Annotated in this window: 28 protein-coding genes and 1 pseudogene; 17 read left to right on the top strand and 12 right to left on the bottom strand. The window is 66.6% G+C overall.

Annotated elements, in window-relative coordinates:
- Position 1: 1 nt before the first annotated feature.
- The 7 genes from ABIB49_RS15875 to ABIB49_RS15845 all read right to left on the bottom strand — a co-directional run bounded on the left by ABIB49_RS15875 (position 2) and on the right by ABIB49_RS15845 (position 4,042).
- The gene (locus tag ABIB49_RS15875; RefSeq protein WP_226775945.1) at positions 2 to 229 is read right to left on the bottom strand and encodes a CsbD family protein; all 228 of its coding nucleotides are present in this window, start codon (positions 227 to 229) and stop codon (positions 2 to 4) included.
- Between the two features lie 80 nt (positions 230 to 309).
- Positions 310 to 918 (bottom strand): hypothetical protein, encoded by a 609-nt coding sequence (locus tag ABIB49_RS15870; RefSeq protein WP_354157343.1) that lies wholly within the window; start codon positions 916 to 918, stop codon positions 310 to 312.
- The gene (locus tag ABIB49_RS15865) at positions 915 to 1,496 is read right to left on the bottom strand and encodes a hypothetical protein (protein ID WP_282468129.1); all 582 of its coding nucleotides are present in this window, start codon (positions 1,494 to 1,496) and stop codon (positions 915 to 917) included. The genes ABIB49_RS15870 and ABIB49_RS15865 overlap by 4 nt, the downstream gene beginning before the upstream one ends.
- A 400-nt stretch (positions 1,497 to 1,896) precedes the next feature.
- Complete coding sequence (locus ABIB49_RS15860; RefSeq protein WP_502913822.1) at positions 1,897 to 2,079, bottom strand: DUF2273 domain-containing protein; 183 nt, start codon at positions 2,077 to 2,079, stop codon at positions 1,897 to 1,899.
- A 5-nt stretch (positions 2,080 to 2,084) separates the two neighbouring features.
- Positions 2,085 to 2,576, bottom strand: a complete 492-nt coding sequence (locus ABIB49_RS15855; protein ID WP_396021311.1) for an Asp23/Gls24 family envelope stress response protein — start codon at positions 2,574 to 2,576, stop codon at positions 2,085 to 2,087.
- Positions 2,577 to 2,699: 123 nt separating this feature from the next.
- The gene (locus ABIB49_RS15850) at positions 2,700 to 2,981 is read right to left on the bottom strand and encodes a hypothetical protein (RefSeq protein WP_226775949.1); all 282 of its coding nucleotides are present in this window, start codon (positions 2,979 to 2,981) and stop codon (positions 2,700 to 2,702) included.
- Between the two features lie 725 nt (positions 2,982 to 3,706).
- A complete protein-coding gene (locus tag ABIB49_RS15845; protein WP_283481145.1) occupies positions 3,707 to 4,042 on the bottom strand; it encodes a DUF427 domain-containing protein in 336 nt (111 codons plus the stop codon).
- A 464-nt stretch (positions 4,043 to 4,506) separates the two neighbouring features.
- Between ABIB49_RS15845 and ABIB49_RS15840 the strand changes: the two genes are divergently transcribed.
- The 6 genes from ABIB49_RS15840 to ABIB49_RS15815 all read left to right on the top strand — a co-directional run bounded on the left by ABIB49_RS15840 (position 4,507) and on the right by ABIB49_RS15815 (position 10,907).
- On the top strand, positions 4,507 to 4,809 hold the full coding sequence (locus ABIB49_RS15840) for a DUF427 domain-containing protein (protein ID WP_283481144.1): 303 nt from the start codon (positions 4,507 to 4,509) through the stop codon (positions 4,807 to 4,809).
- Between the two features lie 141 nt (positions 4,810 to 4,950).
- Positions 4,951 to 6,357, top strand: a complete 1,407-nt coding sequence (locus ABIB49_RS15835) for a bifunctional alpha/beta hydrolase/OsmC family protein (protein WP_354157341.1) — start codon at positions 4,951 to 4,953, stop codon at positions 6,355 to 6,357.
- 41 nt (positions 6,358 to 6,398) lie between these two features.
- Positions 6,399 to 7,754 carry a dihydrolipoyl dehydrogenase family protein gene (locus ABIB49_RS15830; protein ID WP_283481142.1) on the top strand — a complete coding sequence of 452 codons (1,356 nt, stop codon included), beginning with the start codon at positions 6,399 to 6,401 and terminating at the stop codon, positions 7,752 to 7,754.
- Between the two features lie 18 nt (positions 7,755 to 7,772).
- Complete coding sequence (locus tag ABIB49_RS15825) at positions 7,773 to 9,620, top strand: glycoside hydrolase family 15 protein (protein WP_283481141.1); 1,848 nt, start codon at positions 7,773 to 7,775, stop codon at positions 9,618 to 9,620.
- A complete protein-coding gene (locus ABIB49_RS15820; protein WP_283481140.1) occupies positions 9,617 to 10,288 on the top strand; it encodes a TVP38/TMEM64 family protein in 672 nt (223 codons plus the stop codon). Before ABIB49_RS15825 ends, ABIB49_RS15820 begins: the two co-directional genes overlap by 4 nt.
- Positions 10,281 to 10,907: a CDP-alcohol phosphatidyltransferase family protein gene (locus tag ABIB49_RS15815; protein WP_283481138.1), complete on the top strand. Its 627-nt coding sequence runs from the start codon at positions 10,281 to 10,283 to the stop codon at positions 10,905 to 10,907. Before ABIB49_RS15820 ends, ABIB49_RS15815 begins: the two co-directional genes overlap by 8 nt.
- On the opposite strand, the gene ABIB49_RS15810 is transcribed toward ABIB49_RS15815, so the two are convergent.
- The gene (locus ABIB49_RS15810; protein ID WP_283481136.1) at positions 10,889 to 12,319 is read right to left on the bottom strand and encodes a dihydrolipoyl dehydrogenase family protein; all 1,431 of its coding nucleotides are present in this window, start codon (positions 12,317 to 12,319) and stop codon (positions 10,889 to 10,891) included. The genes ABIB49_RS15815 and ABIB49_RS15810 overlap by 19 nt on opposite strands.
- 26 nt (positions 12,320 to 12,345) lie before the next feature.
- Between ABIB49_RS15810 and ABIB49_RS15805 the strand changes: the two genes are divergently transcribed.
- The 11 genes from ABIB49_RS15805 (at position 12,346) to ABIB49_RS15755 (ending at position 22,108) form a co-directional block, all read left to right on the top strand.
- Complete coding sequence (locus tag ABIB49_RS15805; protein WP_283481134.1) at positions 12,346 to 13,074, top strand: class I SAM-dependent methyltransferase; 729 nt, start codon at positions 12,346 to 12,348, stop codon at positions 13,072 to 13,074.
- A gap of 163 nt (positions 13,075 to 13,237) precedes the next feature.
- Entirely contained in the window at positions 13,238 to 13,690 is a 453-nt protein-coding gene (locus tag ABIB49_RS15800; RefSeq protein WP_283481133.1) for a hypothetical protein, read from the top strand.
- Between the two features lie 116 nt (positions 13,691 to 13,806).
- Positions 13,807 to 14,475 carry a Crp/Fnr family transcriptional regulator gene (locus ABIB49_RS15795; protein ID WP_283481132.1) on the top strand — a complete coding sequence of 223 codons (669 nt, stop codon included), beginning with the start codon at positions 13,807 to 13,809 and terminating at the stop codon, positions 14,473 to 14,475.
- Complete coding sequence (locus ABIB49_RS15790) at positions 14,472 to 14,771, top strand: DUF427 domain-containing protein (protein ID WP_283481130.1); 300 nt, start codon at positions 14,472 to 14,474, stop codon at positions 14,769 to 14,771. Before ABIB49_RS15795 ends, ABIB49_RS15790 begins: the two co-directional genes overlap by 4 nt.
- Before the next feature lie 81 nt (positions 14,772 to 14,852).
- Positions 14,853 to 15,401 carry a carboxymuconolactone decarboxylase family protein gene (locus ABIB49_RS15785; protein WP_283481129.1) on the top strand — a complete coding sequence of 183 codons (549 nt, stop codon included), beginning with the start codon at positions 14,853 to 14,855 and terminating at the stop codon, positions 15,399 to 15,401.
- A gap of 105 nt (positions 15,402 to 15,506) precedes the next feature.
- Positions 15,507 to 16,937, top strand: a complete 1,431-nt coding sequence (locus tag ABIB49_RS15780) for a hypothetical protein (protein WP_283481128.1) — start codon at positions 15,507 to 15,509, stop codon at positions 16,935 to 16,937.
- Between the two features lie 71 nt (positions 16,938 to 17,008).
- Positions 17,009 to 18,253 carry an ABC transporter substrate-binding protein gene (locus ABIB49_RS15775; RefSeq protein WP_283481127.1) on the top strand — a complete coding sequence of 415 codons (1,245 nt, stop codon included), beginning with the start codon at positions 17,009 to 17,011 and terminating at the stop codon, positions 18,251 to 18,253.
- Between the two features lie 4 nt (positions 18,254 to 18,257).
- Entirely contained in the window at positions 18,258 to 19,121 is an 864-nt protein-coding gene (locus tag ABIB49_RS15770; RefSeq protein WP_354157340.1) for an ABC transporter permease, read from the top strand.
- On the top strand, positions 19,112 to 19,978 hold the full coding sequence (locus ABIB49_RS15765; protein ID WP_283481124.1) for an ABC transporter permease: 867 nt from the start codon (positions 19,112 to 19,114) through the stop codon (positions 19,976 to 19,978). Before ABIB49_RS15770 ends, ABIB49_RS15765 begins: the two co-directional genes overlap by 10 nt.
- Positions 19,975 to 21,093, top strand: a complete 1,119-nt coding sequence (locus ABIB49_RS15760) for an ABC transporter ATP-binding protein (protein WP_283481122.1) — start codon at positions 19,975 to 19,977, stop codon at positions 21,091 to 21,093. The genes ABIB49_RS15765 and ABIB49_RS15760 overlap by 4 nt, the downstream gene beginning before the upstream one ends.
- 76 nt (positions 21,094 to 21,169) lie before the next feature.
- Positions 21,170 to 22,108 carry an ABC transporter substrate-binding protein gene (locus tag ABIB49_RS15755; protein WP_283481121.1) on the top strand — a complete coding sequence of 313 codons (939 nt, stop codon included), beginning with the start codon at positions 21,170 to 21,172 and terminating at the stop codon, positions 22,106 to 22,108.
- Positions 22,109 to 22,180: 72 nt separating this feature from the next.
- Here ABIB49_RS15755 and ABIB49_RS15750 read toward each other — a convergent pair whose 3' ends face one another.
- The 4 genes and pseudogenes from ABIB49_RS15750 to ABIB49_RS15735 all read right to left on the bottom strand — a co-directional run.
- A complete protein-coding gene (locus tag ABIB49_RS15750) occupies positions 22,181 to 22,861 on the bottom strand; it encodes a haloacid dehalogenase type II (RefSeq protein ID WP_283481119.1) in 681 nt (226 codons plus the stop codon).
- A gap of 116 nt (positions 22,862 to 22,977) precedes the next feature.
- Positions 22,978 to 23,300: pseudogene (gene trxA / locus ABIB49_RS15745) on the bottom strand (thioredoxin).
- Between the two features lie 99 nt (positions 23,301 to 23,399).
- The gene (locus ABIB49_RS15740; RefSeq protein WP_354157339.1) at positions 23,400 to 23,729 is read right to left on the bottom strand and encodes an integrase core domain-containing protein; all 330 of its coding nucleotides are present in this window, start codon (positions 23,727 to 23,729) and stop codon (positions 23,400 to 23,402) included.
- On the bottom strand, positions 23,713 to 24,423 hold a 711-nt coding region (locus ABIB49_RS15735), incomplete at its 5' end, for an IS30 family transposase (protein ID WP_354157338.1). The genes ABIB49_RS15735 and ABIB49_RS15740, both read right to left, overlap by 17 nt.

Genomic DNA, 24,423 nt, shown 5'->3' with positions numbered 1-24,423 from the left:
GTTACTTGCTGAAGCCGTCTTTGAGTTTGCGGGCGGCATTCCTGATATTCTCGCCGACGTCGGCGGCGGCATCCTTGGCTTTCTCACCGGCTTCCTTCATCCCTGCGGCGGCCTGATCCTTTTGGCCCTCCCGTTCCAGCTGCCTGTCGTCAGTGACTTTGCCGGTACCTTCTTTGGCGGCGCCGAGGTGGTGTTGAACGCTGATTTCTGCTTTGTCGTCGATGCCCATGGGGGTGTCCTTTCGATGTGTTGGGTGAGTGCGGAGGACTGGTTATCCGTGATCAGGAGAACGTTGGTTCCCCCAACGGCTCAACGGTCGCGGTCGGTGCCTGACAGGGTGGAGCGCAGTCCGGTGGTTATGCGGATCAGGACCGGGCCTCGGTCCCCAAGTAGATTGTCGAGCCCGGAGATGAGTTCTTCACCGGCATCGGCCAAGTCCCGGGGCGAGACACCCTTGCGGGCTTGGAGTGTCAGTTTGAGACCGTCGGCGCGCTTTGCTTTCCAGGTGCTGACGGTCGCTGCGATGATCCGGTCATCGCCGACGGTTGCTTTTCGGACCGCCGCGGAGGCAAGTAAGGTCTCCACGGTGGTGGTGCCGTGGTGCTCCGGATCTTCGCGTCGTCCGGCCCTGTTGGTACGCCCGCCGCCTTGTGAGGCGATCCAGCCAAGAAGGAGTGCCATCACGACCAGTGCCAGAGCGAGGACCGCTATGGTCCACCAGCTGCTGGACGCGCCGGGGATCGGTGCGCTGGCAAGCGCGTTGCTGAGATCTGCGAGCAGTGTTGCGCCGGTGGTGTTCCAGCCCTCGGCGATGGACGTGTTCAGGCCCGCGGCGCCGATGAGCGCGCCCACGCCCACCAGAACTAGACCGAGAAGCCCAAGGAGTAACCTGTTCATGCCGCGGTGCGTGGCGTTCATATTCCCAGCGCCCCTTCCGTGCTGGTCCGGACCGTGATCCGGGGTGCGGCGGGGAGGCCGTACCGGGCGATTTCCTCACGGACCGCAAGGTCGGCGGCTGCCGCGTCGGCCTTGATGCCGGAACTCGGGTGAATGACCACCTCCACGGTGCGCCCGCCGACGGTGGTGGTGACCTGTTCTGGGGCCAGGTCGGCGGCGGTACGCGCGCTGCGGGATACCGAGGCAGCAATGACATCGTCATCGACAACGACGGCGGCCCGGTTACTGGCCATAATGTGGCGGGACCGGCGGCCCGGGCCCAACGCCAGAACCAGGTAGAGGAGGCCTGTCAGGATCAGACCCGCCCCGGCGGCGACGAGCCCGGCCGGGAGGGTGTTGGCCGCCAGGGTTGCCATCCACTGCCCGATCTGTCCCGGTGCGGCCAGCAGGGCCGCGTTACCGGTCAGCGAGAGGACGGCTTCGGCGCTTAGCCAGAGCAGGCCGAGAATCAGGGCGGCCGCGGTGATTATTGATGCCAGCGCCCGGGACCGGCGGGTCTCCCGGCGTGCAATCCGGCGGATCTGCAGGTTCGTGCTCATCGGAGAGTGGCCTCCTTTTTCTCTCGAAGAAGGCCTGTGAGGCGTATGTCGACCCGAGCGACAGATGTTCCCGCTATGGCCAGCGCCCGGGCCAGAATATCGGTCCTTGCACGTTCGGCGCGCTCGTACAAGGTCCCGCCGGATGACGTGACAGCGAGGGGGTTCCGGGCAGCCTCAGTCAGGGACGGCATCGGCAATGCCACTGCGACCGTGACGCTGAGGTGTCCCCGGTCATCGTGGACACGGGCTGTGACCGCCCGGGGCGGAATCCCGAAGGCATCCGCCGTGATGGCCCCAATCGTGTGGTGCAAGGCGGCCGATGTGGTTCTAGTGTGGCCAGCGCGGCGCCCCGCCCGAGGAGCTGCGCGGACTTTTTGCCGGGGCTCGATGGTGCTGGCGCTCATGAGGAGGAGCGCTTGCCGCGAAGCGCGTCGAGGACTCCGCCCAGATCCAGCCGGCCTTCCGCGCTGCGGCCCAGGACCGCGCCGATGGCCATAAAGAGGGCCACTAGCAGTAAGCCCCAAAAACCGAAGGCCAGAGCCGTGATCGCCAGGGTTGCCCCGATCGCGATGCCGGCGAACATTGGGGTCACGAGACGCGGCCTTCGCGGGTGGATGCGGCGGCCTTTTCAGCGTCCGAGTCATCTTCATCTTCGGACGGGATGTGAATGTCGGTGACCGTGATGTTCACTTCGGTGACTTCCATGCCCACCAGATCCTCAACAGCGCCAAAAACGGCGTCGCGGACATCATCGGCGACCTTCTGCAGCGGATGCGGGTACTCCACTACCAAAGTGATATCGACAGCGACCTGAGTCTGCCCGACCTCCACGGAGACACCCTGCGTCAGGTCCTTCTGTCCCACCGCATCGCGCAGAGAACCCATCATCCGGGCTGCACCACCGCCGAGGGCATGCACCCCCGGGATGTCCTTCGCGGCAATACCGGCGATCTTCGCGACCACACCGTCGGCAATCGTGGTCGCTCCACGGCCGTCCTTACCCGAATTGGTATTCACGGGGGTGGACGCCGATGCGGTCGGCAGGTCAGCAGGCGTCTTGCTCTGGGGCTGTGTAGTCAAAAGAATCACTCCTGGAAAAGTATTCAAAACCATCGTTATTCAGCACCCGGCTGGATGCCTACAGGAATGAGACGTCGCCGTTAGGGAATTCGTCACGCACAGGCATGAGTGATTTACATCACACTAATCGGGATGGTTGCGGTGGCTAGTCGCATCCGTCGCGCCGGGTCGGCGTCGGGCACTGCGCCGGCGCCGGACGCCCGCGGAATAGAACGCGACTGACGAGACCGCCCCTAGGAGCAGTGTGCCGCCGAGGATGACGGCGACTGCCCCCGAACCCAGCAGGAAAACTGTTACTGCTGCCCCCAATAGCAGCAGCGGCAACACCAGTGCCGGAATCCAGAACCCGAATCCCCGCACCGGGAATGCAGGCAAGTCGTCGGCCCTCGCTTCTTGCCTTTCCATCCCGCACCACCTCCCGGATGGGCTGCCGCATGGGCGCCCGGAGCGATCGGGTCCTGTGCCGAAGTCGTTTAAAGGAATATCCTGTGAGGGGCCGGTAGGGCACCTGCAGGACACGGCCGCTGCACGCCTGCCAGAGGTTACCCGGACGCGTGAAGGTGTGGCTTATTTCACAATAGCCCCCGCCCAGGTGCTTGAGCGCTGCCAGTCAGTGACGCCGGACGCGAAACCAAAATGGTCAAGGGGCTTGGACCAATGCTCGGGAAAGTCACGCTAACGGCTTGATCACCCCCTATCCCTCGGCCTCCAGGGTGTAATCATCGTGGTGACGCCGATGATTAGTCCCGCCGCAATGGCTACTAGGGTCTCCACCAACGCGTTTCCAGCACCGATCAGAGTTGGCCCGCCAAGAGCATTGAGACTCTCAATCACAGCCGTCGAAATCAACGCGGGCAGAGCACTGCCCGAGGTAAGAACCAGAGCGCGTCGAAGCGGAATCGATTTCTGAGTGCGGGCACGTACGAGGACCGCGCCTACGACCACGGCGACGAGCGGCGCGAAATGGTAGGTCGTTGTCGGGTGGGAGACGGCCATGAGTACCCAGCCGAGCGCCACAGCGGAGGACACGGCGGCTGCCTCGAGTGCAACACGCCTGAACGAAGGGGCGCCGGTGGAACCTTCGGTATCGCGCGGATCGTCCCGCGGCTTTGTTCCGGGGGCGGGGGACGTCATTTGCGCGTCGTGATCCGGCGGCAGAGGGCAGTGAGCGGATTCTCCCTTGCTTTCACAACCCGGACGCCATTCCAAAAGGCTACGTAGTCGCGAATGTGTTCGGCGGCCGGTGAGGGGCTGGGGTAGTACCACGCGGCGTCAGCGTTCTGGTGCCCGTCCACCGAGAGCGTGTAGTACTTTGCAGTGCCTTTCCATGGGCAGTGGGATGTCGTAGGGCTGACATTGAAGTACACAGACTTCAGGGAGTCCGGCGGGAAGTAGTGGTTCCCCTCCACACGGGTTGTCGTATCCGTCTCTGCCAGTACGACGTCGTTCCAGATAGCTTGATACATGTCTGCTCCTTTTCGGTTTGCGCAGGATGTACACCGCATCAGTGGTTGAGCGGCCCCGCAGCGGGCCTGGCTCCGCTCTATATCCAGGCGGTTCCCCAGCCCGACGGCGGCCCAATCCACAGTAGGCCGCCCGAGGCACGGAGATCCGTAATCTGGGATACACAGCATTTGGACGACGCAGCTCCGGAAGTGAGGCCAGGTGCCGGTCAGGAAACCGACTGTCTCCGGGGCCCAATAGTCCCGAAACTTACCGCCCTAAGACCCACTCTCGTTCCGTGGGCTCCCTTGATGCTCCCCTTGGAAGCTCATCGACTGTCGGAAGGGACCCGGGCCCTGGCTGCAGGTGAGACCGGCACCAGGTAATTCACGGATCGTCTCTTGTGTGTCCCGGATCGCAGAACCCGGACGAGGATCGCCCCTAGATTCGTGGGAATGAATGATTTCACCCTGAAAGGGCGGATCCCATGAAAGCAGTATTTAACGGCACCGTGCTTGCGGAAGCACCCATGGACGAGCTGATCAAGATCGAGGGAAACTGGTACTTCCCGCCGCAGAGCGTTGACTCCGCCCTGCCTATTGCCAGTCCAACGCCGTACACCTGTGGGTGGAAAGGCCGATGCCAGTACTTCAGTCTCAAAGACGGCGGCGGGAACCTATTAGCGGACCGCGCTTTCAGTTACCCCGAACCGTATCCCGCGTCGCTGGATCGGGTGGGCCGGGATTACAGCAACTACGTTGCTTTCTGGAGAGAAATCCAAATCACCTAATAGCCAGGGGCGGATCCTGCACCTGCCAGGGCTCCCGCCTGAAGGCCTCCGGCCAGTGGCCGGGTTGCGCGCCAATTTAGGCAGCAGCGGTCAGATCTGGCCCATCCACAGAGGTATCCACAGACACGGGAAGGCTTGAGCATGCGGAGCGAGAGGCTGGAATTCCCGGGGTCGGAGGGGGTACTGCTGGCGGCCCGGCTGGATCTTCCGGAATCGGCGCCCCGGGCGTATGCGTTGTTCGCGCACTGCTTCACGTGCAGCAAGGACGTTCTGGCGGCGGCCAGGATCTCTCGAGCCTTGACCGGTTTTGGCATCGCCGTCCTGAGGTTTGATTTCACCGGTCTGGGACAGTCCGGGGGCGATTTCGCCAACACGAATTTCAGCTCCAATATTGAGGATCTTGTCCACGCGTCGGATTTCCTGCGCGAGCGCTTCGCGGCGCCATCGCTCCTGATCGGGCATTCCCTTGGCGGCGCGGCGGTGCTCGCCGCCGCCCACCGCGTCCCGGAGGTGCGGGCCGTGGCAACCATCGGGGCGCCGGCGGATCCGGATCACGTAGCGCATCTGATGCGCGCCAGCCGCACCGAGATCGAAGAGCGCGGTGAAGCCGAGGTGCTGCTCGCCGGGCGGACATTCCGCATCAGACGCCAGTTCCTCGACGACATCGCCGCACAGCCCCAATCGGAGCGCATCCGCCGTCTTGGCGCAGCCCTGCTGGTGATGCATTCGCCCGTCGATGCGACCGTCGATGCGGATAACGCGCGCCGTATCTACGAGGCCGCGCGCCACCCGAAGACTTTCATCGCACTCGATAACGCAGACCATCTCCTGACGAAGCCTGCGGATGCTGTTTTCGCTGCGACGATGCTCGCCACCTGGGCCAGCCGCTATGCCTTCGCTTCGCTCCCCGAATCGGTGCCGGGCCCTGACGAGGTGCCGGTGCCGGAATCGGCTGACCCGGCGGAGGGACTCGTGGTGGTCTCCGAACGCGGCACCGGCGATTACGCCCAGCATGTCCAGATCGGACGGCACCGGCTAACCGCCGACGAGCCCGAGCCTGTCGGCACGAACAGCGGACCGTCCCCGTATGATTTTCTGCTGGCCGGTCTGGGGGCCTGCACCTCGATGACGGTGAGGATGTATGCCCGGCGCAAGAACTGGCCGCTGGAAAAGGTGACCGTGTCGCTGAGACACTCCCGGATCCACGCCAGGGACTGCGAAGGATGCGAAACCGGGACCGGGCAGGTGGACAGGATCGAACGGGTCATCCGCCTGGATGGTGACCTGGACAACGGTCAGCGTCAGAGGCTTCGGGAGATTGCCGACAAATGCCCCGTGCACCGCACCCTGCATTCGGAAGTCCACATTGACACAACCGTCACCGGGACCGGGCCAGCCCCGGCGGCCCGCAGGAACCGGCCGGCACGGCAGGACATCGCTGAGCGTCCACCCAGCCGACCGCCGTCCGGGTCCGCCGGAGGCCCCAATGACCGGGCATTACCGCCGGAGGCACGGGGTCCCACCGATCCCGGTCCGGGCAGGGAATGAATTTTTCAGAAGGATCGGATTGATGATGGTAAGGAGATTTCGTGGCTGAGGAAGTTGATGTTGTTGTTATCGGGATGGGACCGGGAGGTGAGGCCGCCGCCGGCGATCTCGCAGAAGCGGGCCTCTCGGTCGTGGGAATCGAAGGACGCCTGGTTGGCGGGGAGTGTCCCTACTACGGCTGCATTCCGAGCAAGATGATGATCCGGGCAGGCAACTCCCTAGCGGAGGGCCGAAGGATCCACGGCCTCGCCGGGGATGCCGACGTCCGCCCGGACTGGGCACCGGTGGCGGACCGGATCCGCTCGGAAGCCACCGATGACTGGGACGACACCGTCGCCGTGGACCGTTTCACCGGCAAAGGCGGCCGTTTTGTTCGTGGCCGGGGCAGAATTACCGGGCCGCGGACGGTCAGCGCCGCTGGCCGGGAGTTCACCGCCCGCCGCGCCATCGTGGTCAATACCGGCACAGAACCGATGATTCCTCCGATCCCGGGTCTGGCCGACGTGCCGTATTGGACCAACAGGGAGGCCATCGCCGCGACCGTGTTACCGGAATCCCTCATTGTCGTCGGGGGAGGGGCGATCGGCGCGGAACTGGCGCAGGCCTTCGCACGCTTCGGCACCCGGGTTACCGTTCTGGAAGCGGCACCGGGCCTGCTGCCCCCGGAAGAGCCCGAGGCCGGCAAACTCCTCGAGGGAGTGCTGCGCGGAGAGGGCATCGACGTCCGCGTCGGGGCACGAATTGAAAGCATCCGGCACTCTTCGGGCGCCTTCACGGTAGACCTCGGCGGGTCGACCCTTCGTGGTGGACGGCTTTTGGTCGCGGCGGGGCGAACCACCAACCTCGAGCCCCTCGGCGTGGCCGGCCTGGGCCTGGATCCGGCCGCCCGCTTCCTGGACCCTGATGGTCACATGCGGATCGCCGACGGCGTCTACGCCATCGGCGATATCACCGGCAAGGGCGCCTTTACCCACGTGTCCATGTACCAGGCATCCATCGCCGCCGCGCACATCCTGGGCCAGGACCCGGCCCGGGCCGAATACCATGCGGTTCCCCGGGTGACGTTCACGGACCCCGAGATCGGTTCCGTCGGCATCACCGAGGCCCAGGCCCGCGGGAAAGGCCTGAACGTGCGTGTCGGTCTCACCGACCTGGCCACGTCCGCCCGCGGCTGGCTCCACAAGTCCGGCAATCAGGGGTTCATCAAACTCGTCGAAGACGCCGATCACGGGGTGCTGGTCGGTGCGACATCCGCCGGGCCCGCCGGGGGAGAGGTCCTCTCGGCCCTGACTCTTGCCGTCCACGCCCGGATTCCGATCAGCACACTGCGGCGGATGATCTACGCTTATCCGACGTTCCACCGCGCCATTGAAGACGCGCTGGACCGTCTTGAGTGAATCAGGCAGGGTGTCCATATGACCAGTGAGCCCATCGCCAACTATGCCATGCTCGCCGATTGCCACTCCGCGGCGCTCGTGAGCGCCGCAGGTTCGGTGGACTGGCTGTGTTTCCCCCGTTTTGACAGCCCCTCGGTGTTCGGACGGATCCTGGGCGAGGATGCGGGCTACTGGTCGATCCGGCCCGCGTGCCCACACTCCTCGACCCGGCGTTACCTCGGGCCCACGATGGTGCTGGAAACACTCCACACCACAGCCGGCGGGACCGTGAAAGTCACCGACTCCCTGGTGCTGGGAGACGGGAACAGGGGACATGACCTCGGCGCGGGGGCTCCCGGTACGTTGCTGCGGCAGGTGGCCTGCGTCGACGGCGAAGTTGAGATGGAGGTGGTCTTCGCGCCGCGGCCGGACTACGGCCTCGTCCGGCCGCTCCTCGAGGACACCGCCGGCGGAATCCTCGTCCATGGCGGGGCCAACATGCTGACTCTCTCCACGCCGGTGCTCTTCGAACTCGATGATGGCCAAGCGCGCGCGAAACCTGTGCTCCGCACCGGAGACGCCCTGGGATTCGCCCTTCACCACCGCACCGCCGGGCAGGTACCGCCGGCGTTCTGGAGCCAGGCGGACATTGCGCGCCGGCTTGAGGACACGCTGGAGGGCTGGGGCAGCTGGTCCCGGATGCATCAAAGTTACGACGGACCCTGGCAGGACCTGGTCGCTTCCAGCGGCAGGATCCTGCAGGCGCTGACGTTTTATCCGACCGGCGCGATCGTTGCCGCCCCGACGACGTCCCTGCCCGAGGTCGCCGGCGGCACCCGGAACTGGGACTACCGGTACACCTGGATCCGGGACGCCAGCATGACCCTGCAGGCCCTGTGGGTGGCCGCGTGTCCGGATGAGGCCGGGAAGTTCTTCCACTTCCTCGCAACCGCGGCCGCGGGCCGGCTCCGCAGCGGCGACGAGCTGCAGATCATGTACGGCATCGGCGGGGAACGGGACTTGTCCGAACGCGAGCTGGCCCACCTTCCGGGCTGGCGCGAGAGCGCCCCGGTGCGGGTCGGCAATGGCGCCTGGGACCAGCGTCAGCTCGATGTCTACGGGGAACTCCTCGACGCCGCCGCGACCCTTCCGGAGTACCTGAACGATCTGGAACCCGGGACGCGGCAGTTCCTTGCCGATGCGGCAGATGCTGCCGCATCGCGCTGGCAGTCCACGGACCAGGGCATCTGGGAGGTCCGCGGCGCGCCCCGGCACTACCTTCACTCAAAGCTGATGTGCTGGGTGGCCGTGGACCGGGCCATCGATCTCGCCGGGGTCCTGAACGCGGAGGACCGGGTTCCCCACTGGATACGGACCCGGGCGCTGCTCGCCGACTCGATCCGGATGAACGGCTGGAACGAACCAGCCAACGCATATACCCAGGCCTACGGATCCGAGGACCTGGACGCGTCGGCACTGATGCTCTCCATCGTGGGGTTCGTGCCCGCCGATCACCCCCGGATGCTGGCAACGATCGACGCCATCGAAGAACGGCTCACCGACAGCCGTGGCCTGGTGTACCGGTACCAGGGCGACGACGGGCTTGCCGGGGAGGAAGGAACGTTCCTGCTGTGCACGTTCTGGCTGGCCCATGCCCTGGCCCTGGCCGGACAGACCCTGCGCGCCCGCGCCGTCTTCGAACGGGCCGCGGGTTTCGCCACCGACCTGGGCCTGCTGGCCGAGGAGGTCGCCCCGGACAGTAACGAACTGCTCGGAAATTTCCCGCAGGCTTTCAGCCATATCGGCCTCGTCAACGCCGCCTGGGCCATCCGCACCGCCGAGGACGAAACCCGGATCCCTGACGCCGGTGCCGGGGACACCCCGTGACGGGTTCTGTCCCGGGCAGCCGGCGCCGGGCCGTGATTCGGCTCGGAATCCTGCTGGTTCTCGTCGCCGCCGCTGCCGTGGCGGCGCTGCTGTTTCCGCTTCCACCGGTGGAGGACATCCGGAGTTATTTCGGCACCGCCGGCTGGTGGGCGCCGGCGGCCTTCATCCTCGGCTATGCCGCGTTGACGCTGGCGCCGGTGCCCAAAAATGTCCTCTCAGTTGCCGCGGGGCTGGTCTTTGGGTTCGCCGGCGGCATCGCCGTCGTCTTTATCGCCGCGATCCTGGGGTCTGTCGCCGCGTTCTGGCTGGGCCGCTGGCTGGGCCGGGAGGCGGTGGAGAAATTCACCGGGGCGCGGGTGGAGAAAGTCGATGAGCTGCTGCGGCGCCGCGGCCTGGCGGCCATGATCGGTGTCCGCCTGGTACCCGTGCTGCCGTTTACGGTCATCAACTATACGGCCGGGCTGACCTCCATCCTCTGGTGGCCCTACTTCCTCGGGACCGCCATCGGCATTCTCCCGGGAACGGTGAGTTTCGTGACCCTGGGTGCGTTCGGCCTGCAGCCGGGATGGCAGCTCAACCTCGCCCTCGGCGCCCTCGGCGTGCTCACGGTGGCCGGGCTGGTGGCCGCGGTCCGGCGCCGCCGGAAGGAAAAGGGCGCCGATGTTTGATGCCCGGTTGCGTCGGGTCATGGAGCCGGCTCTGGGGCGGGCCGCAGGCTGGCTGGACCGGCCGTGGATCACCCCTGACCGGCTGACGGGCCTGAACCTGGTTCTTGGTCTTGCCAGCGCGGTCCTGGCGGCATCGCAGTGGTGGCTGCCGGCCCTGGCGGCGTGGCTGCTGTGCCGGGTAGCCGACGGCCTCGACGGTCCGCTGGCCCGGCGCCGGAACGCCCGCGCGGGGACTGAGGACTCCGGGCGGGGCGGATTCTGGGACATCTGCGCCGATTTCATCGTCTACGGCGCCACGGTGGTCGGCGTCGGGATCGGCGCGACCGCGGCGTTCGGCGCCCCGTGGCTGCCGTTCCTGCTGGTCCTCTTCGCCTACTACATCAACGGCACGGCGTTCCTGGCGTTCTCCTCCATCGCCGAAAAAACCGGCCGCCAGCTCCGGGACGGCCGGTCCTTGTCGTTTCTGGGCGGCCTGACCGAGGGCGCGGAGACCGTGGCCGTGCACAGCCTCTGGCTGATCTTCCCGGGCGCCGCGTGGGAAATCGCGTCTGTCTGGGCGCTGCTGGTCGCCGCCAGCGGCGTCCAGCGGGTCATAGCCGGCTACCGGTCCCTGCGGTGAGGCAGGGGCCGGTCCAGCCAGCGGCGCCGGAACCAGAGCAGCACCGCCATGGCCCCGCGCATGCCCGGAGAGGCCAGACGCTCCCGGACATCGGCGACGGCAGCATTCCAGACCCCGTCCGAAAAGGTCGGGTACGGGTGGGTCGTCCCGGCAATATCGGACGTTGTCATCCCTTTCTGGACGGCCAGGGTCAGTTCAGCCAGGGATTCCCCGGCCCGCGGGCCCACGATGGTGCCGCCCAGGATTTTCCCCCGCCGGTCCACGATCAGCCGGGTAAACCCGCCCGTGGTGTCCTCCGTCACGGCCCGGTCGACATGGGCATGACGGACAGTCCGGACGCGGTGCTGCCGGTGGCTGTCCGCCACGGTGAGCCCGACCGCGGCCACCTCCGGGGAGGTGAACGTCACCCGGGGCACGGTGCCGCTGACGTGGCGTTTGAGCCCGAGCACCGCGTTCGAGGCCGCCACGGATGCGTGGACGCCAGCCAGGTGGGTGAATTGGGGGTTCGCGGTCACGTCTCCCGCGGCCCAGATGAGCGGGTTGGAGGTCATCATCCGGGTGTCCGTGATTACCTGACCGTCCTTGTCCAGGCTTACCCCAACCCGCTCCAGGCCCAGCCCAGCGGTTCGGGGCGTGCGCCCGGTGGCCAGCAGAACCGTATCCGTGTCAACGGCGGTGCCGGCCCCAAGCAGGAGCCGGGACCCGGCGTCCGTGGTGACCGCATTCTCGACGGTTGTGTTCTCCAGGATGCGGACACCATCAGATGCCAGGCTCTCCCGGACGATGTCAGCGGCGTCGGGATCTTCCTTGGGGAGGATCCGGGAGCGGACGATCATGGTGACCTCGGATCCGAGGCGGGCGAAGGCTTGTCCAAGTTCGCAGGCGATCGGGCCGCCGCCGACAATCGCCAGCCGCCCGGGAAGGGTGTCGAGTTCCCAGATCGTGTCCGAGGTCACGGTGGCCCCCGGGTCCAGGCCCGGGATGCCGGTGCTGACCGGTGCCCCGCCGGTGGCGATCAGTGCCTGCCGGAAGCGGATCGTCCTGCCGTCCACCTCGGCCACCCCGGGGGAGCGGAACATCAGCGCGCCCTTGATGACTTCAACTCCAGCGGCTTCAAGTGCCGCAGGGGAGTCGACGGGTTCGATGGTGTTAATCGCGGCAAAGATGCGTTTCCGTACCCCGGCGAATGCCGGGGGCTGCCCGGTCAGTGCGCGGGCTGTCGTGGCGTGGTCGGCTGTCGACAGGAGGGTCTTGGAGGGCACACACCCGGTCCACAGGCAGTCACCGCCGGTGCGGGCCTGTTCGACCAGGAGGGTTCGCGCTCCGAACCTGGCCGCCGTTTTGGCACCCACGATTCCGGCGGTTCCCCCGCCGACGACCAGGAGGTCAATGATCGGGTTCTCAACTGCCATGATGGACTCCTCGTAAGTGATGTTCAATGCCGGACAAAAGCGCCCGGCGGTGCGGTCGTCCGCGGCTGTTCCGCTGCGGCGGAACGAACCAGAAGGAGCCCGCCATCGGCGATAAATACACGCTGTTTGCCCCGTTTTATGATCTGCTCTCGGGCGAATACCCTGTCTATCATGCCGGACGGGTGCTCGGCATCGAGGCCCTGGCCCTCACAACGGGCCAGCAGGTGCTGGACATCGGCTGCGGAACCGGACTGAATTTTCCGCTGCTGCAGGAACGCATCGGTACCTCCGGGACCATCGTCGGGATCGACCGCAGCGCCGAAATGCTCCACCAGGCGCGGCGCCGCGCCCTGGCCCGCGGCTGGCAGAACGTGATCCTGCTCCAGGCGGACATGGTGCTGCTGGAGCCCGGGGCCATCGCTGCCCGCATCGAAGAGAGCGGGGGAACCGCGGTTTCGGATGCGGCCCTGGCAACCTACTCGCTGTCCCTGATGGGGGGCTGGCGGCGGGCCTGGATGAACATGACCGGGTTGCTGGCCGCACAGGCGCGGGTCGGTGTCGTGGACCTGCAGGAACCGCAGGGATGGGCGCGGTGGTTGACTCCGCTGGCACGGCTGGCCTGCGCGGTCGGAGGATCCGACATCACCGCCGCCCCATGGCAGGCCGTGGAGGAACGGTGCGTCGATGTCGTGCGCGCCTCGGCCCGCGGCGGACACCTGCAGATCCGGGCCGGGAAGACGACGCACGACAGGTAGCGGGGAACGCCGCCGCCATGTCCACATCCCGGCTTTGCGGGGGCGCATTGCACCGCTGACCTCATTAGTTTCTGCTGTGTAGTGCAGATTACTGAACGGCATCCCGGCCCGGCCATACCTTGAAGAGGTCAGCAAAAAAACTCTTCCATGGAAGGTCGCCGTCATGGCTTCTGCATCAGCTCTTTCCCGTCCCGTGTCCGGCACCGGCATGGGACGGCGCGTCCTCGCCGGGGTCGCAGGAGGCATCGCCGGCGGTATCGTCTTCGGCATGCTCATGGCGATGATGGGCATGCTGCCCGTCATCGCGTCCATGGTCGGCTCCAGCTCGGCGGTGATCGGGTTCGGCGTCCACCTGATGATTTCGGTGCTGATCGGGCTCGGCCTGACGGTACTTTTCGGCAACCGGTTCCTGACCGGCTATGGCCGCGGCGCCCTCGTCGGGCTCGGTTACGGGGCGATCTGGTGGGTCCTGGGCCCGCTGATGATCATGCCGGCCATGATGGGCATGCCTCTGTTCGCTATTGACCTCACCGCTCTGATGAGCCTCATGGGCCACACGATCTATGGCGCTATTCTGGGACTGGTTGCGGTCCGCGTCCTGACGAGCCGGGCATGACCGATTCCTGCCGGGTGGACGTGGGGGCTACCGTTTCCGGAGACCTGCGACCGTGGGCCCCGCGGCAACGAGAGGTTGACCCGCTGATGGCAGGACCCACTGACCCGTTTAGTTGTTTGAATGAAGTTGATCTGTTCGCTGACCTGAGCGCACAGGAGATCGAGGCCATGGACCTGATGGCCCCGGCCCGGCTGTTCCGCCGCGGAGAGCTGCTGTTCAGCCAGAGCCAGCCCGTCAAGGCCCTGTTTATCCTCAAGTCGGGCCGGGTGCGTATTTTCCGGGTCGCCGAAGATGGCAAGGCCCTGACGATGGCCATCCTGGAACCGGGCGCGGTGTTCGGGGAAATGATGCTCGTGGGCCAGCGGATGTATGACAACTACGCCGAGGCCATCGAAGACGCGGCGATCTGCCAGCTCAGCGTGGAGGAGGTCGAACGGTTCCTGCTCTCGGATCCGCGCATCGCGATCCGGATCTCGCGGCTCCTGGGAGAACAGGTCGCCCGGCTCGAAGAACGCCTCACCGACCTGGCGCTGCGGCCGCTCTCGGCCCAGGTGGCGTCCACTCTGCTCAAACTCGGCGACGCCGCGGGGCCGCCGCGCTTCGGGCAGGCCCGGACCATCCACCTGACCCACGAACAGCTCGCCGGCCTCCTGGGCGCCTCACGGGAGGCCACCAGCAAGATCATGAGTGACCTCACAGCCAAAATGGCCATCCGCCAGGGCCGCGGACGCATCGTCATCCAGGACCGCGACGTCCTGCAAAAACTGGCTAGGAGCTCCTCATGATCACGGCCACGTTCCACGGCCAGGTGATCGCCCGCTCCGGGCAAACGGTGTATCTGGAAGGCAACCACTACTTCCCCGCAGAGTCGCTGGTGCCGGACACACTGGAAAACAGCTGGGTCCGGACCCTGTGCCTCTGGAAGGGTGTGGCCCGCTACCACCACGTCCGCGCCGGGGACCACCGGGCACCGAACGCCGCCTGGTCCTACCCGCGGCCGACACCCCTGGCCCGGATAATCAAAGACCATGTCGCCTTCGCCCCCGGCGGGGGAGTCATCGTCAGCGGCGACCGACCCTGACCGGACGCAGCCACGCATCTGCCGCTCCCTCCGCCCCACAGATTTATCCTGTAAGTCCCCAAAGACAAGAGAACATACAACATGCCACGCATTCCCGCCCACACCGTTGCCACAGTACCCGAAGCGTCCCAAGGGAACGCCCGGAAACTGGAGCAGAAGATGGGCAAACTGCTCAACATCCATGCCGGGATGGCCCACTCACCGGCCGTGATCGCCTCCTACATGGGGATGTCCGCCGCTATCGCCGAACATGGCAGCTTTGACGCCCGCACCCGCGAGGCGATTGCCCTGGCCGTCGGAAACCAGAACGGCTGTGACTACTGTCAGGCCGCCCACACCCTCTCGGCACGCCGGGCGGGCCTGGACGATGGCCAGATCATCGCGATCCGAGCCGGTGAAGTGGACTTCGACGAAAAACTCGAAGCCATCTCTCTGGTCGCCCGTGAAGCCGCAGCCCGGACCGGGAACGTCTCCGACGCGACCTGGCAGGCCGCTCTTGACGCCGGCTGGAACGCCGAGGAACTTTCGGAGGCGTTCGCCCACATCGCGGCCAACCTGTTCACCAACTACTTCAACCACTACGCCGGAACCGAACTGGACCTGCCGGCCGTCCCGGAACTGACCGCCTGAGACACCGCAGGCCGGGGGAAGGGAGCGCCCGCTCCCTTCCCCCGGCCCCGTACCCGGCGCCCCCTCCACCCGGGCCCCGACTATCCTCACACCAGCAGGAGAACCATGAAGATCGCAGCCCTCCTCCGGAGCGTCGAGCTCCTCACACGCCCGGTCCACCCGGAGAGCAGGGCCGCGATGGATCAGCGCTGGGCCGGGCTGCCCGAGCACGTGAAGACCCCGGCGCAGCTGCTGGGACGAAGCGCCGTCGGCTGCGAAGGCACCCACGGCGTGTTCCCCAAATGCAATCTGACCTGCTCACCGTGCTACCACTCCGCGGACGCGAACAAAGTCCGGATCGACGGCGAACACACCGTCACGGCCGTCACACAACAAATGGAGTTCCTGCGCCGGGTGCGCGGCCCCCGCGCCCACGCCCAGCTGATCGGCGGGGAAGTCAGCCTGCTCCAGGCCCAGGACCACGCCGCAGCCCTGCAGGCCATGCACGCCAACGGACGCGAACCCATGTCCATGACCCACGGCGATTTCGACTACGACTACCTCCTGGACGTCGTCCTGGACAATGACGGCAGCCCGCGATTCCGCAAAGTATCCTTTGCCGCCCACTTCGATTCCCTGATGCGGGGCCGGCGCGGGGCCGTGCGCCCCCGCAACGAAGCAGAACTGAACCCGTTCCGCGCCAGGTTCGCCGAAATGTTCGTCGCCCTCAAACACGACCACGGCGTCAGCTCCTACCTTGCCCACAACATGACCGTCACCCCGGCCAACGTCGACCAGGTCCCCGAGGTGACCAGCGCGGTGCTGGGCATGCCGTACGACATGCTCTCCTTCCAGCCGGCCGCCTACATCGGGGATGACCGCAGATGGTCCAAGGACTTCGACGAGATCACCATCGACGCCGTCTGGTCCCGCATCGAAGCAGGCGCCGGCCAACCCATTCCCTGGCAGGGAACCCAATTCGGGGACGCCCGGTGCAACCGGACCGCCGTCGCCCTCAGCACCGGATCGATGCTCACTCCACTGCTGGACCCGGACGACCCCCGGGACCTCGCCGCGCGCGACAGGCTCCTGAAGCACCACGGCGGCATGTATTTCGGCGGCACCCCGGCGTGGATCGTGGCCGCTAAAATCGTCCGGGCACTCCTGGCCCACCCGGACGACCTTCCCGTCATGGCCTCCTTTGCCCGCCGCCTCGTGGGCCGGGCCGGCGGCCTGGGTGCGGTGGCGTCCGCAGCCTGGAGCCGCCGGCTCTCGTTCAAAGCGTTCGTGGTGCACAACTTCATGGACGCCGCCGACGTCGCACCGGCCTGGGCACTGATGGAACGCGGCGTGACCAGCGATGACCCGAAGATCCGGGAAACCCAGGAACGCCTCGGATCCTGCATGTACGCGATGAGCCACCCCGAAACCGGGCGGCTGGTCCCGGCCTGCGTCCAGCATTCGACCCTGGACGCGGCGGAAAACGCCGGGCTGCGCAAAATGCTGCCGCTCCGCCCCGTCACACCGGCAGCACCGGCCGGGAAACCGCAGCCGTGAGAACAGCCAACACCCGGCCACGACGCACTGCCGCAGACGATCACCGCCCTGACAGGACCGGCACACCGCCCATGACTTTTACGCTCCGCGCCAGAAACATGCTCTCCGGGACGGCCGCGATCGCGGTCGCTGCGCTGGCCCTGGCCGGCTGCGCCGGCCCTCCGGCGGCGCAGCCGGGGTTCACCGGCTGGGACCAGGTCACCGCAGCCGCCCAGGGCCAGACCGTGCGCCTATGGATGTATGGCGGAGATGAGCAAGGCAATTCCTTCGTCGACAACACCCTTACCCCCGCGGCAGCGAAAGAAGGCGTCAAGCTTCAACGCGTCCCGGTCGCCGACACGAAGGATGCCCTGAACCGTGTCCTGACCGAAGTCCAGGCCGGAACCCCGGACGGCGGCGTCGACCTGGTCTGGGTCAACGGCGACAACTTCGGCACCGGTAAGCAGGCCGGGGCATGGTCGTGCGGCTGGACCCCGATGCTGCCCAACATGAAACTCACCGCGCCGTCGGATCCGCTGCTGGCCAACGATTTCGGGACACCGGTCGAGGGCTGCGAAGCGCCGTGGAACAAAGCCCAGTTCACCTTCGCGTACAACTCCGCGACCGTCACCAACCCGCCGAGGACCCTGGCAGGGCTGTTGGACTGGGCCCGGACGCACCCGGGCCGCTTCACATACCCGGCACCGCCTGACTTCACCGGCTCCGTCTTCACCCGGCAGGTGCTCTACAGCGTCTCCGGCGGATACACCAACGTGCCGCTGGGCTACGACCGGGCCTCATTCGACAGGCTCACCCCGGCCCTGTTCGACACGCTCACCGGCCTTGGCCCGTCGCTGTGGCGCGAAGGGAAGACCTACCCGAAAACGTCCGGGGAACTGAACGCCCTGTTCGCCGGCGGCCAGGTCGATTTCACCATGACCTACGGCCCGGCCACCTTGAGCAAACTCGTCGCCGACGGCACCTACCCGGCGGCCACGAAAGTCCTCACCCTGGAGGAGGGCACGGTGGGGAACGCGAGCTTCCTGGCGATCCCGTCAACCTCCGGGCACCAGGCGGGGGCAATGGTCGTCGCGAACCTAGCGCTCTCCCCGGAACAGCAGGCCGCCAAAGCGGACCCCCGAATCTGGGGGCAGTTCCCGGTCCTTGACCCGGCCGCGCTCAGCGCCCCTCAGCGGGCCATGTTCGATGCCCTCCCGCCATCGCCGGTGGTGCCCGCCTACGATGTGCTGTCGAAAAACGCCAACCCGGAACTTTCGGCCGCATGGGTGCCGGAACTCGACGACGCCTGGCGGCGCCAGATCCTCATCGGCCGGTGACACCGTGCCCTCAAGCCGTGACCTGCTGAGCCCGCGCAGACCCCTGCCGCCGGCGATGACGGCCGCCCCGGCGGTGCTGATGGCATCCTTCGTCGTTTTGGGCGGGCTGCTGACCGCAGCTGCCCAAAGCCTGGGCCTGCTGCCGCTGACCGGCAGCCCGACACTGACCCTCGGGGCGTACACCGCGGTGGCCCCGGATCTCCCCGCCGCTATCGGCCTGTCCCTGGCCATCGCGGCGGCGTCAACCATCGCAGCCTCCGTCGTGGGGTTCACGGCGGCCCTGATCATCGTTCAGGGCCGCTGGTGCGGCCGGGTCGTTGCCGCCGTCAGTACCCTCACGATCCCTATTCCGCACATCGTCGGGGCCGCGTCCGTCGGGCTGCTGCTCTCGGACTCCGGCCTGCTGTCCCGGCTAACCGGGGCGGGGGAGGCCTGGCCGCGGCTGGTGGGAGGACCCTGGTGGATCGCGGTCATTGCCGACTACAGCTGGAAGGAATCAGCCTTCGTCGCCCTCGTCGTCACCGGCGCCCTGATCACCCGCTCAACGGGCTATGACGAAACGGCGGCCCTCCTGGGAGCCGGCCGCCTCCGGCGCCTCCGGCACGTCCTGGTGCCGCTGAGCCTTCCGGCGCTGACCGTTTCCGCAACCATCGTCTTCGTTTACACCTTCGGCTCCTACGAGGTCGCCTGGCTCCTCGGCCGGCCCTATCCCGAACCTCTTCCGGTGATGGCGTTGCGGGTCTTCAGCTCCGCGTCGTTGACGTCCCGGCCCGAGGCCGCAGCCCTCGCGATGGTGACCACAATCGTGTCCATCGGGGCCGCCACCGCAGCGTTCGCCCTCCTGAGGAGGATTCCGCTATGGCGGTGACACTTCCTGCCGGCCCTAGGACACCATGGACGCCGCCGCGCGGGGACGGCACGGCCCTGCGGGCCTCCCGCAACCCGGGCCGGGCGGGACGCACCCTGCTGACCCTGGCGCTGGCGGCGTGGTTCCTCCTTCCCCTGGCACCGCTGGGACTGTGGCTGTTCGCGGACCGCTGGTCCTATCCGGCCGCCCTGCCCGATGTCTGGGGCTTCGACGGCGTCCGGTCGGCCCTGGCCCAGGGCGCGGTCCCGGCCTTCGCCCGTTCCCTGGGCCTGGGGCTGGCGGTCAGCGCCGTCGCCACCCCGCTCGGCATGCTGGCCGCCCGGGCCCTGGCCTACCACCGGGTCCCGTTCCCCGCGGCAGTCAACGCCGTGCTGTTTGCTCCGCTGGCGCTCCCGGCGTTCGCGGCGGCCTTCGGGCTCAACGTGCTGCTCCTGAGGCTGCAGGTCCCGCCCCTGGCCGGGGTGATCCTCATCCTCAGCGTCTACGCCCTGCCATACACGACGTACACCATGCGTGTGGCCTACGGGGCGCATGACCGTGGCTTTGAAGACGAGGCCCGCACCCTGGGAGCCACCCGGTGGCAGGTCTTTACCCGGGTGCAGGTGCCGCTGCTGGCCCCGGCACTGGCACGCAGTGCGTTCCTGGCCTTCCTGGTCGGCTGGAGCGACTACCTCATCACGCTTCTGGTCGGCGGCGGCGCATTTACCACCGTTCCGCTGCTCGTCGCCTCGGCCGCCTCCGGCACCGGCAACGATGCCGTCGTTGCCGTGCTGTCAGCGACGGCAGTCCTTCCACCGCTGATCGTGCTGCTGGCTCTTGGCTTCTTCGCACGCAAACCCCCGGGAGATCTTCCATGAACGACACATTGGTTATCGAAGGACTCTCAAAGTCGTTCAGCAGCTCATCAGCGCAGGTCCTGAACGACGTGCACCTCACTTTGGAGGGCGGTTCGTGCACTGCCGTCCTGGGGCCGTCCGGATCGGGGAAAAGTACGCTGCTGCGCGCCGTGGCCGGACTCGAAGCCCCGGACGCCGGTCGGATCGTTCTTCGCGGCGCCGATCTGGCCCGGGTCAGCCCCGAACACCGCGGCATGGCCCTGGTCTCCCAGCGCCCGCTGCTGTTCCCCCACCTGAACGTCCTGGACAATGTCGCCTTCGCCGCGACCGTCCGTGGTGTCCGCCGCCGGGCAGCCCGGACCGATGCCGCCCATTTCCTGGACCTGGTGCAGCTTCAAGGGTACGGCCGCCGCCCCGTGACGGCCCTCTCCGGCGGGCAAGCCCAGCGGGTGGCCATCGCCCGGGCCCTGGCCGCACGGCCTGCCATCCTGCTCCTGGACGAGCCGTTCAGCGCCCTTGACCAGGAACTGCGCTCCACCATGCACGAGCTGCTGGCACAGCTGCGGGAGCGGCTGGCCCCCACCATCCTCATGGTCACCCATGACCGCGACGAAGCGGCCGCCGTCGCCGACCGCATCGCGCTCCTCAGCCACGGCAGGGTGCTCCAGCACGACCGCGTCGACCTCGTATACTCCCGACCCGCGTCCCTGGAAGTCCACCGGCTCATGGGCGGCACAAACGAAATCACAGGAATCGTCCGGGACGGAGTCCACTACTCGGCCCTGGGCGACCTTGACCTGTCCGCGGACACCGACTGGCCCGACGGCCCCGGTGTGATGGTCATCCGCCAGGAAAGCATCAGCATCCAGGACAACGCCCGGGGCACCGCAGGGCACGGTGTGCCCGCCATCGTGACGGACATCCGGGTGCTGGGACCCCGACGGCTGGTCACCGTTGATGTTTCCGGCATCACCCTTCAGGCAGAGGCGCCCTGGGGCCGTCTGCTGGGCGCCGGTGATGCCATTCGACTCACGATCCCGGTCTCCGCGCGGGCCCTCATCCCCGGCCCGCCGGACACCGGCGGACCCACCCCAGGAGACATTGCCGCCGCAGTCATGGCCACCGGCAGAACCTGACGGTCCGTGGCCCCCACGGTCGACCTCACCCATCATCGCGCCCGGGAACTGCCGGGGTAAGAAAAGGAACATAATCATGAGACATCCCCTGACACGGACCGTTGCCCTGGCAGCAGGGACCCTGCTCACGCTCGGGCTGGCCGCCTGCGGCGCCGGCGCGGACCCGCTGAACAACGCCCAGCCCTCCGGCCAGGCCAGCTCCGGAGGCGCCCTGATCATCGGCTCGGCCAACTTCCCCGAAAGCGAGACGCTGGCCGAGATCTACGCCGGGGCACTGAACGCGGCCGGCATCCCGGCGTCGACCAAGCCCGGGATCGGATCCCGCGAAGTCTACGTCAGGGCGCTGCAGGACAGGTCCATCGACCTTGTCCCCGACTACAGCGGCAATCTGTTGCGCTACGTCGACAAGACGGCCACCGCCGTCAGCGCCGAAGACGTGATGAAGGAACTCCCCGGCAAACTTCCCGCGGACCTGACCGTCCTGAAACCGGCCAAGGCCGGGGACAAAGACTCTATCGTGGTGACCGAGTCGACGGCGGCGAAATACGGGCTCAAGAGCCTCTCCGATCTGGGGAAGGTCTGTGATCAGATTGCGCTTGGCATGCCGCCGGAAGCGAAGGAACGGCCCCAGGGTCTCCCGGGGCTTAAAGCTACCTACGGGTGTGTCCCCAAAGAGTTCGTTCCGTTCAGCGACGGCGGCGGACCGGTCACCGTTAGGGCGCTGCTGGATGACAGGATCCAGGCCGCAGACGTGTTCAGCACTTCCCCGCTGATCGTGCAGAACCGGTTGGTGGTCCTGGAGGATCCGCTGAATAATTTCGCGGCCCAGCAGGTACTGCCGCTCGCGCTCAAGGACCGTCTGGACGCGAAGAGCACGGAGGTCCTGAATAAAGTCTCACAGGCACTGACGACCGGTGACCTGCTGAACCTGAACCAGGATGTCTCCGGCGACCGCAAAATGAACCCCCGGGACGCGGCCGCCGTCTGGCTCAAAGGCAAAGGATTCATCGGATAGTCGAACCATCCGGGGATGGGGCACAGCGCTTACCCGCCGCTGTGCCGCGCCCGGGCACGGCTACAGGCCCCGTCAGGCTGCCCCGGCGAGGGCCGCGGGGAGGCCGGTCAGGGCGCTCACCGTGAATTCGGGTGCTTCGAAGTGCTCCGGGTAGCGTCCCCCGGTCCGGTTCAGCCACGCCGTGCGCATCCCGGCGCGGGCCGCGCCGTGGATGTCCCACGGGTGGACGGCTACCAGCAGCATGCCGGCCGGATCGGTCCCGGAAGCGGTGGCCGCGTAGTCGTAGGAGGCACGGGCCGGCTTCCAGTCGGGAGCATCTTCGACCGAGAGCAGCAGCTCAAACTCGTCCCGGATTCCGGCCGCGCTGAATAGCTTTTCGGCGATCCGGGCCGAGCCGTTGCTGAGTGTGATCAGCCGGAACCCGGCCGCGGAGAGTGCCCTGACCCCGTCGGGGACATCCGGATGAACCTTCAGGCCGGTCATGCCATTCATGATGTGTTCGACCGCCGCGTCTAGGGGGCGGTTCAGCTCCACTCCGCTTAGCAGGTCCCGAAGCACGTCGGCCCCGATCCCGGCGAAGGAGCCGTTGTCGCCGCTGGCGGTGAGGGCGAAGCCGTCGCGCAGCAGCGTCGCGAACCAGAGTTTGGCCGATGCCGCCGGCGCCCCGACCTCGCTGAAGCGCGTCCCCATGGGGGACATATCCGAGAGGGTTTCGTTCACATCAAAGACAATGACTGACGGGGTGGTGGTCATGGGTTCTCCTTGTGGTGGTGTGCAGGTCGCCAGTTCAAGTCTGCCGCCATCGGTTGCGGAGAGAAGGAACGGCTCGCGGAACCGTCAGGGCCTCCCGCCTCCGGCGGGCACCGGGCTTAGCGCAGGTAGTCCGAGAATTCCTTTTCAAGGAACTGCTTGGGCCGCGCGCCGATGACGGACGCCTTGTTTTCGCCGTCTTTGAAGAGGTAGATGGCGGGGATCGATGTGATTCCCAGGCTCGCGGCCACGGCAGGGTTTTCGTCGATGTTGACCTTGACGACTTGGACTTTGTCGGCGTATTCGACGGCGATCTGGTCCAGCACGGGGATACCTTCTGGCAGGGCCCGCACCAGTCGGCCCAGAAATCGACGATGACGGCTTTGTCCGATTGGAGGACGTCTTCAGCGAATGAGGCGTCCGTGACGTTTTTTGTGGTCATGATCTGTGTCCTTACGTGGGTTGGTGGTGGTCAGCGGGGTGGGCGCGGCAGCAGCACAGGGTTCGTTCATGTCAAGCCCCGGGTTTTGTGGAGGCGTTTTTAGTTGGAAATTGAGAGCAGTTCCGGGGCCGGGTGGATTGCGTGGAGCTGCTCGTATTCGACTGGCGGGACATGGCCGATCTCGCCGTGTGGACGCCGGTGGTTGAACCAATCTACGTACTCAGCCACGGCAACCTCGAGGTGGCTGATGTCCCGCCATGGGCCCTTGTTGCGGACAAGTTCGGCCTTGAACAGTGAGTTGAACGCCTCGGCGAGGGCATTGTCATAGCTATCGCCCTTGGACCAGGCGGAGGCCACAGCGTCTGCTTCTTCCAGCCGCTGGGTGTAGCGGATCGCACGGTACTGGGCGTATTCAACCGATCGAAGCAACAGTTGCTATTGGGACTGACTTTAGCTGGTCCGCGAAGGCTTCCGCTGGGGTGCGCCATCCTAGGACGCCGCGCGGCCGGTTGTTGATGATGTCGGCAACAGCTTGGATCTCTGGCATGCTCCAGCGGGATATGTCGGTGCCTTTCGGGAAGTACTGCCGGAGTAGCCCATTGAGATGTTCGTTGCTCCCGCGCTGCCACGGGCTCTTCGCGTCGGCAAAGTAGACCGACAATCCGATTTCCTGGGTCAGAGTGGCGTGCGCGGACATCTCCTTCCCGCGGTCCCAGGTCAGAGAGCGGCGTAGGTTTGCCGGGAGTGGCTCGAAGGTCCGGACGAGTGCGTTCTTCATCGAGACCGCCCCGTAGCCAGCCAATGCGGGCCCATTCTTTGTTGGCTTGACCAGTCCGTAACCCTTCTGTCGGGGCAGATGGACGAGCATGGCGAAACGTGTCGTGCGGTCGATCAGAGTCGCGATCGCTGACCGGTTGAGACCAATGATGAGATCTCCCTCCCAGTGGCCTGCGACTTTCCGATCGTCGGCTTCGGAGGGTCTCTTCTTCAAGGTTGTGGCGTCGGTGACGTGCGCCCAGGCCTGCTGTCGTGTTCGCGCTCGTGGTGTGCGTTTGGTGCGCCCTCGGCGCAGGTGCCACGCCTGCTGCCTTGTGAGTCCGCCTCGGTTTGGAACGTAAAGGGC

Source organism: Arthrobacter sp. UYCu512 (assembly GCF_040547075.1).
GTDB lineage: Bacteria > Actinomycetota > Actinomycetes > Actinomycetales > Micrococcaceae > Arthrobacter.
Note: the sequence above shows the minus strand (reverse complement) of the source record. Positions and strands in the feature narration are given on the sequence as shown.

What these genes read in the sequence shown, in the direction of transcription:
- ABIB49_RS15875 (WP_226775945.1), bottom strand. Translation starts at nt 229, where the DNA reads ATGGGCATCGACGACAAAGCAGAAATCAGCGTTCAACACCACCTCGGC.
- ABIB49_RS15870 (WP_354157343.1), bottom strand. Translation starts at nt 918, where the DNA reads ATGAACGCCACGCACCGCGGCATGAACAGGTTACTCCTTGGGCTTCTC.
- ABIB49_RS15865 (WP_282468129.1), bottom strand. Translation starts at nt 1,496, where the DNA reads ATGAGCACGAACCTGCAGATCCGCCGGATTGCACGCCGGGAGACCCGC.
- ABIB49_RS15860 (WP_502913822.1), bottom strand. Translation starts at nt 2,079, where the DNA reads ATGTTCGCCGGCATCGCGATCGGGGCAACCCTGGCGATCACGGCTCTG.
- ABIB49_RS15850 (WP_226775949.1), bottom strand. Translation starts at nt 2,981, where the DNA reads ATGGAAAGGCAAGAAGCGAGGGCCGACGACTTGCCTGCATTCCCGGTG.
- ABIB49_RS15845 (WP_283481145.1), bottom strand. Translation starts at nt 4,042, where the DNA reads ATGTATCAAGCTATCTGGAACGACGTCGTACTGGCAGAGACGGATACG.
- ABIB49_RS15840 (WP_283481144.1), top strand. Translation starts at nt 4,507, where the DNA reads ATGAAAGCAGTATTTAACGGCACCGTGCTTGCGGAAGCACCCATGGAC.
- ABIB49_RS15835 (WP_354157341.1), top strand. Translation starts at nt 4,951, where the DNA reads ATGCGGAGCGAGAGGCTGGAATTCCCGGGGTCGGAGGGGGTACTGCTG.
- ABIB49_RS15825 (WP_283481141.1), top strand. Translation starts at nt 7,773, where the DNA reads ATGACCAGTGAGCCCATCGCCAACTATGCCATGCTCGCCGATTGCCAC.
- ABIB49_RS15815 (WP_283481138.1), top strand. Translation starts at nt 10,281, where the DNA reads ATGTTTGATGCCCGGTTGCGTCGGGTCATGGAGCCGGCTCTGGGGCGG.
- ABIB49_RS15810 (WP_283481136.1), bottom strand. Translation starts at nt 12,319, where the DNA reads ATGGCAGTTGAGAACCCGATCATTGACCTCCTGGTCGTCGGCGGGGGA.
- ABIB49_RS15805 (WP_283481134.1), top strand. Translation starts at nt 12,346, where the DNA reads ATGCCGGACAAAAGCGCCCGGCGGTGCGGTCGTCCGCGGCTGTTCCGC.
- ABIB49_RS15800 (WP_283481133.1), top strand. Translation starts at nt 13,238, where the DNA reads ATGGCTTCTGCATCAGCTCTTTCCCGTCCCGTGTCCGGCACCGGCATG.
- ABIB49_RS15790 (WP_283481130.1), top strand. Translation starts at nt 14,472, where the DNA reads ATGATCACGGCCACGTTCCACGGCCAGGTGATCGCCCGCTCCGGGCAA.
- ABIB49_RS15785 (WP_283481129.1), top strand. Translation starts at nt 14,853, where the DNA reads ATGCCACGCATTCCCGCCCACACCGTTGCCACAGTACCCGAAGCGTCC.
- ABIB49_RS15780 (WP_283481128.1), top strand. Translation starts at nt 15,507, where the DNA reads ATGAAGATCGCAGCCCTCCTCCGGAGCGTCGAGCTCCTCACACGCCCG.
- ABIB49_RS15775 (WP_283481127.1), top strand. Translation starts at nt 17,009, where the DNA reads ATGACTTTTACGCTCCGCGCCAGAAACATGCTCTCCGGGACGGCCGCG.
- ABIB49_RS15765 (WP_283481124.1), top strand. Translation starts at nt 19,112, where the DNA reads ATGGCGGTGACACTTCCTGCCGGCCCTAGGACACCATGGACGCCGCCG.
- ABIB49_RS15760 (WP_283481122.1), top strand. Translation starts at nt 19,975, where the DNA reads ATGAACGACACATTGGTTATCGAAGGACTCTCAAAGTCGTTCAGCAGC.
- ABIB49_RS15755 (WP_283481121.1), top strand. Translation starts at nt 21,170, where the DNA reads ATGAGACATCCCCTGACACGGACCGTTGCCCTGGCAGCAGGGACCCTG.
- ABIB49_RS15750 (WP_283481119.1), bottom strand. Translation starts at nt 22,861, where the DNA reads ATGACCACCACCCCGTCAGTCATTGTCTTTGATGTGAACGAAACCCTC.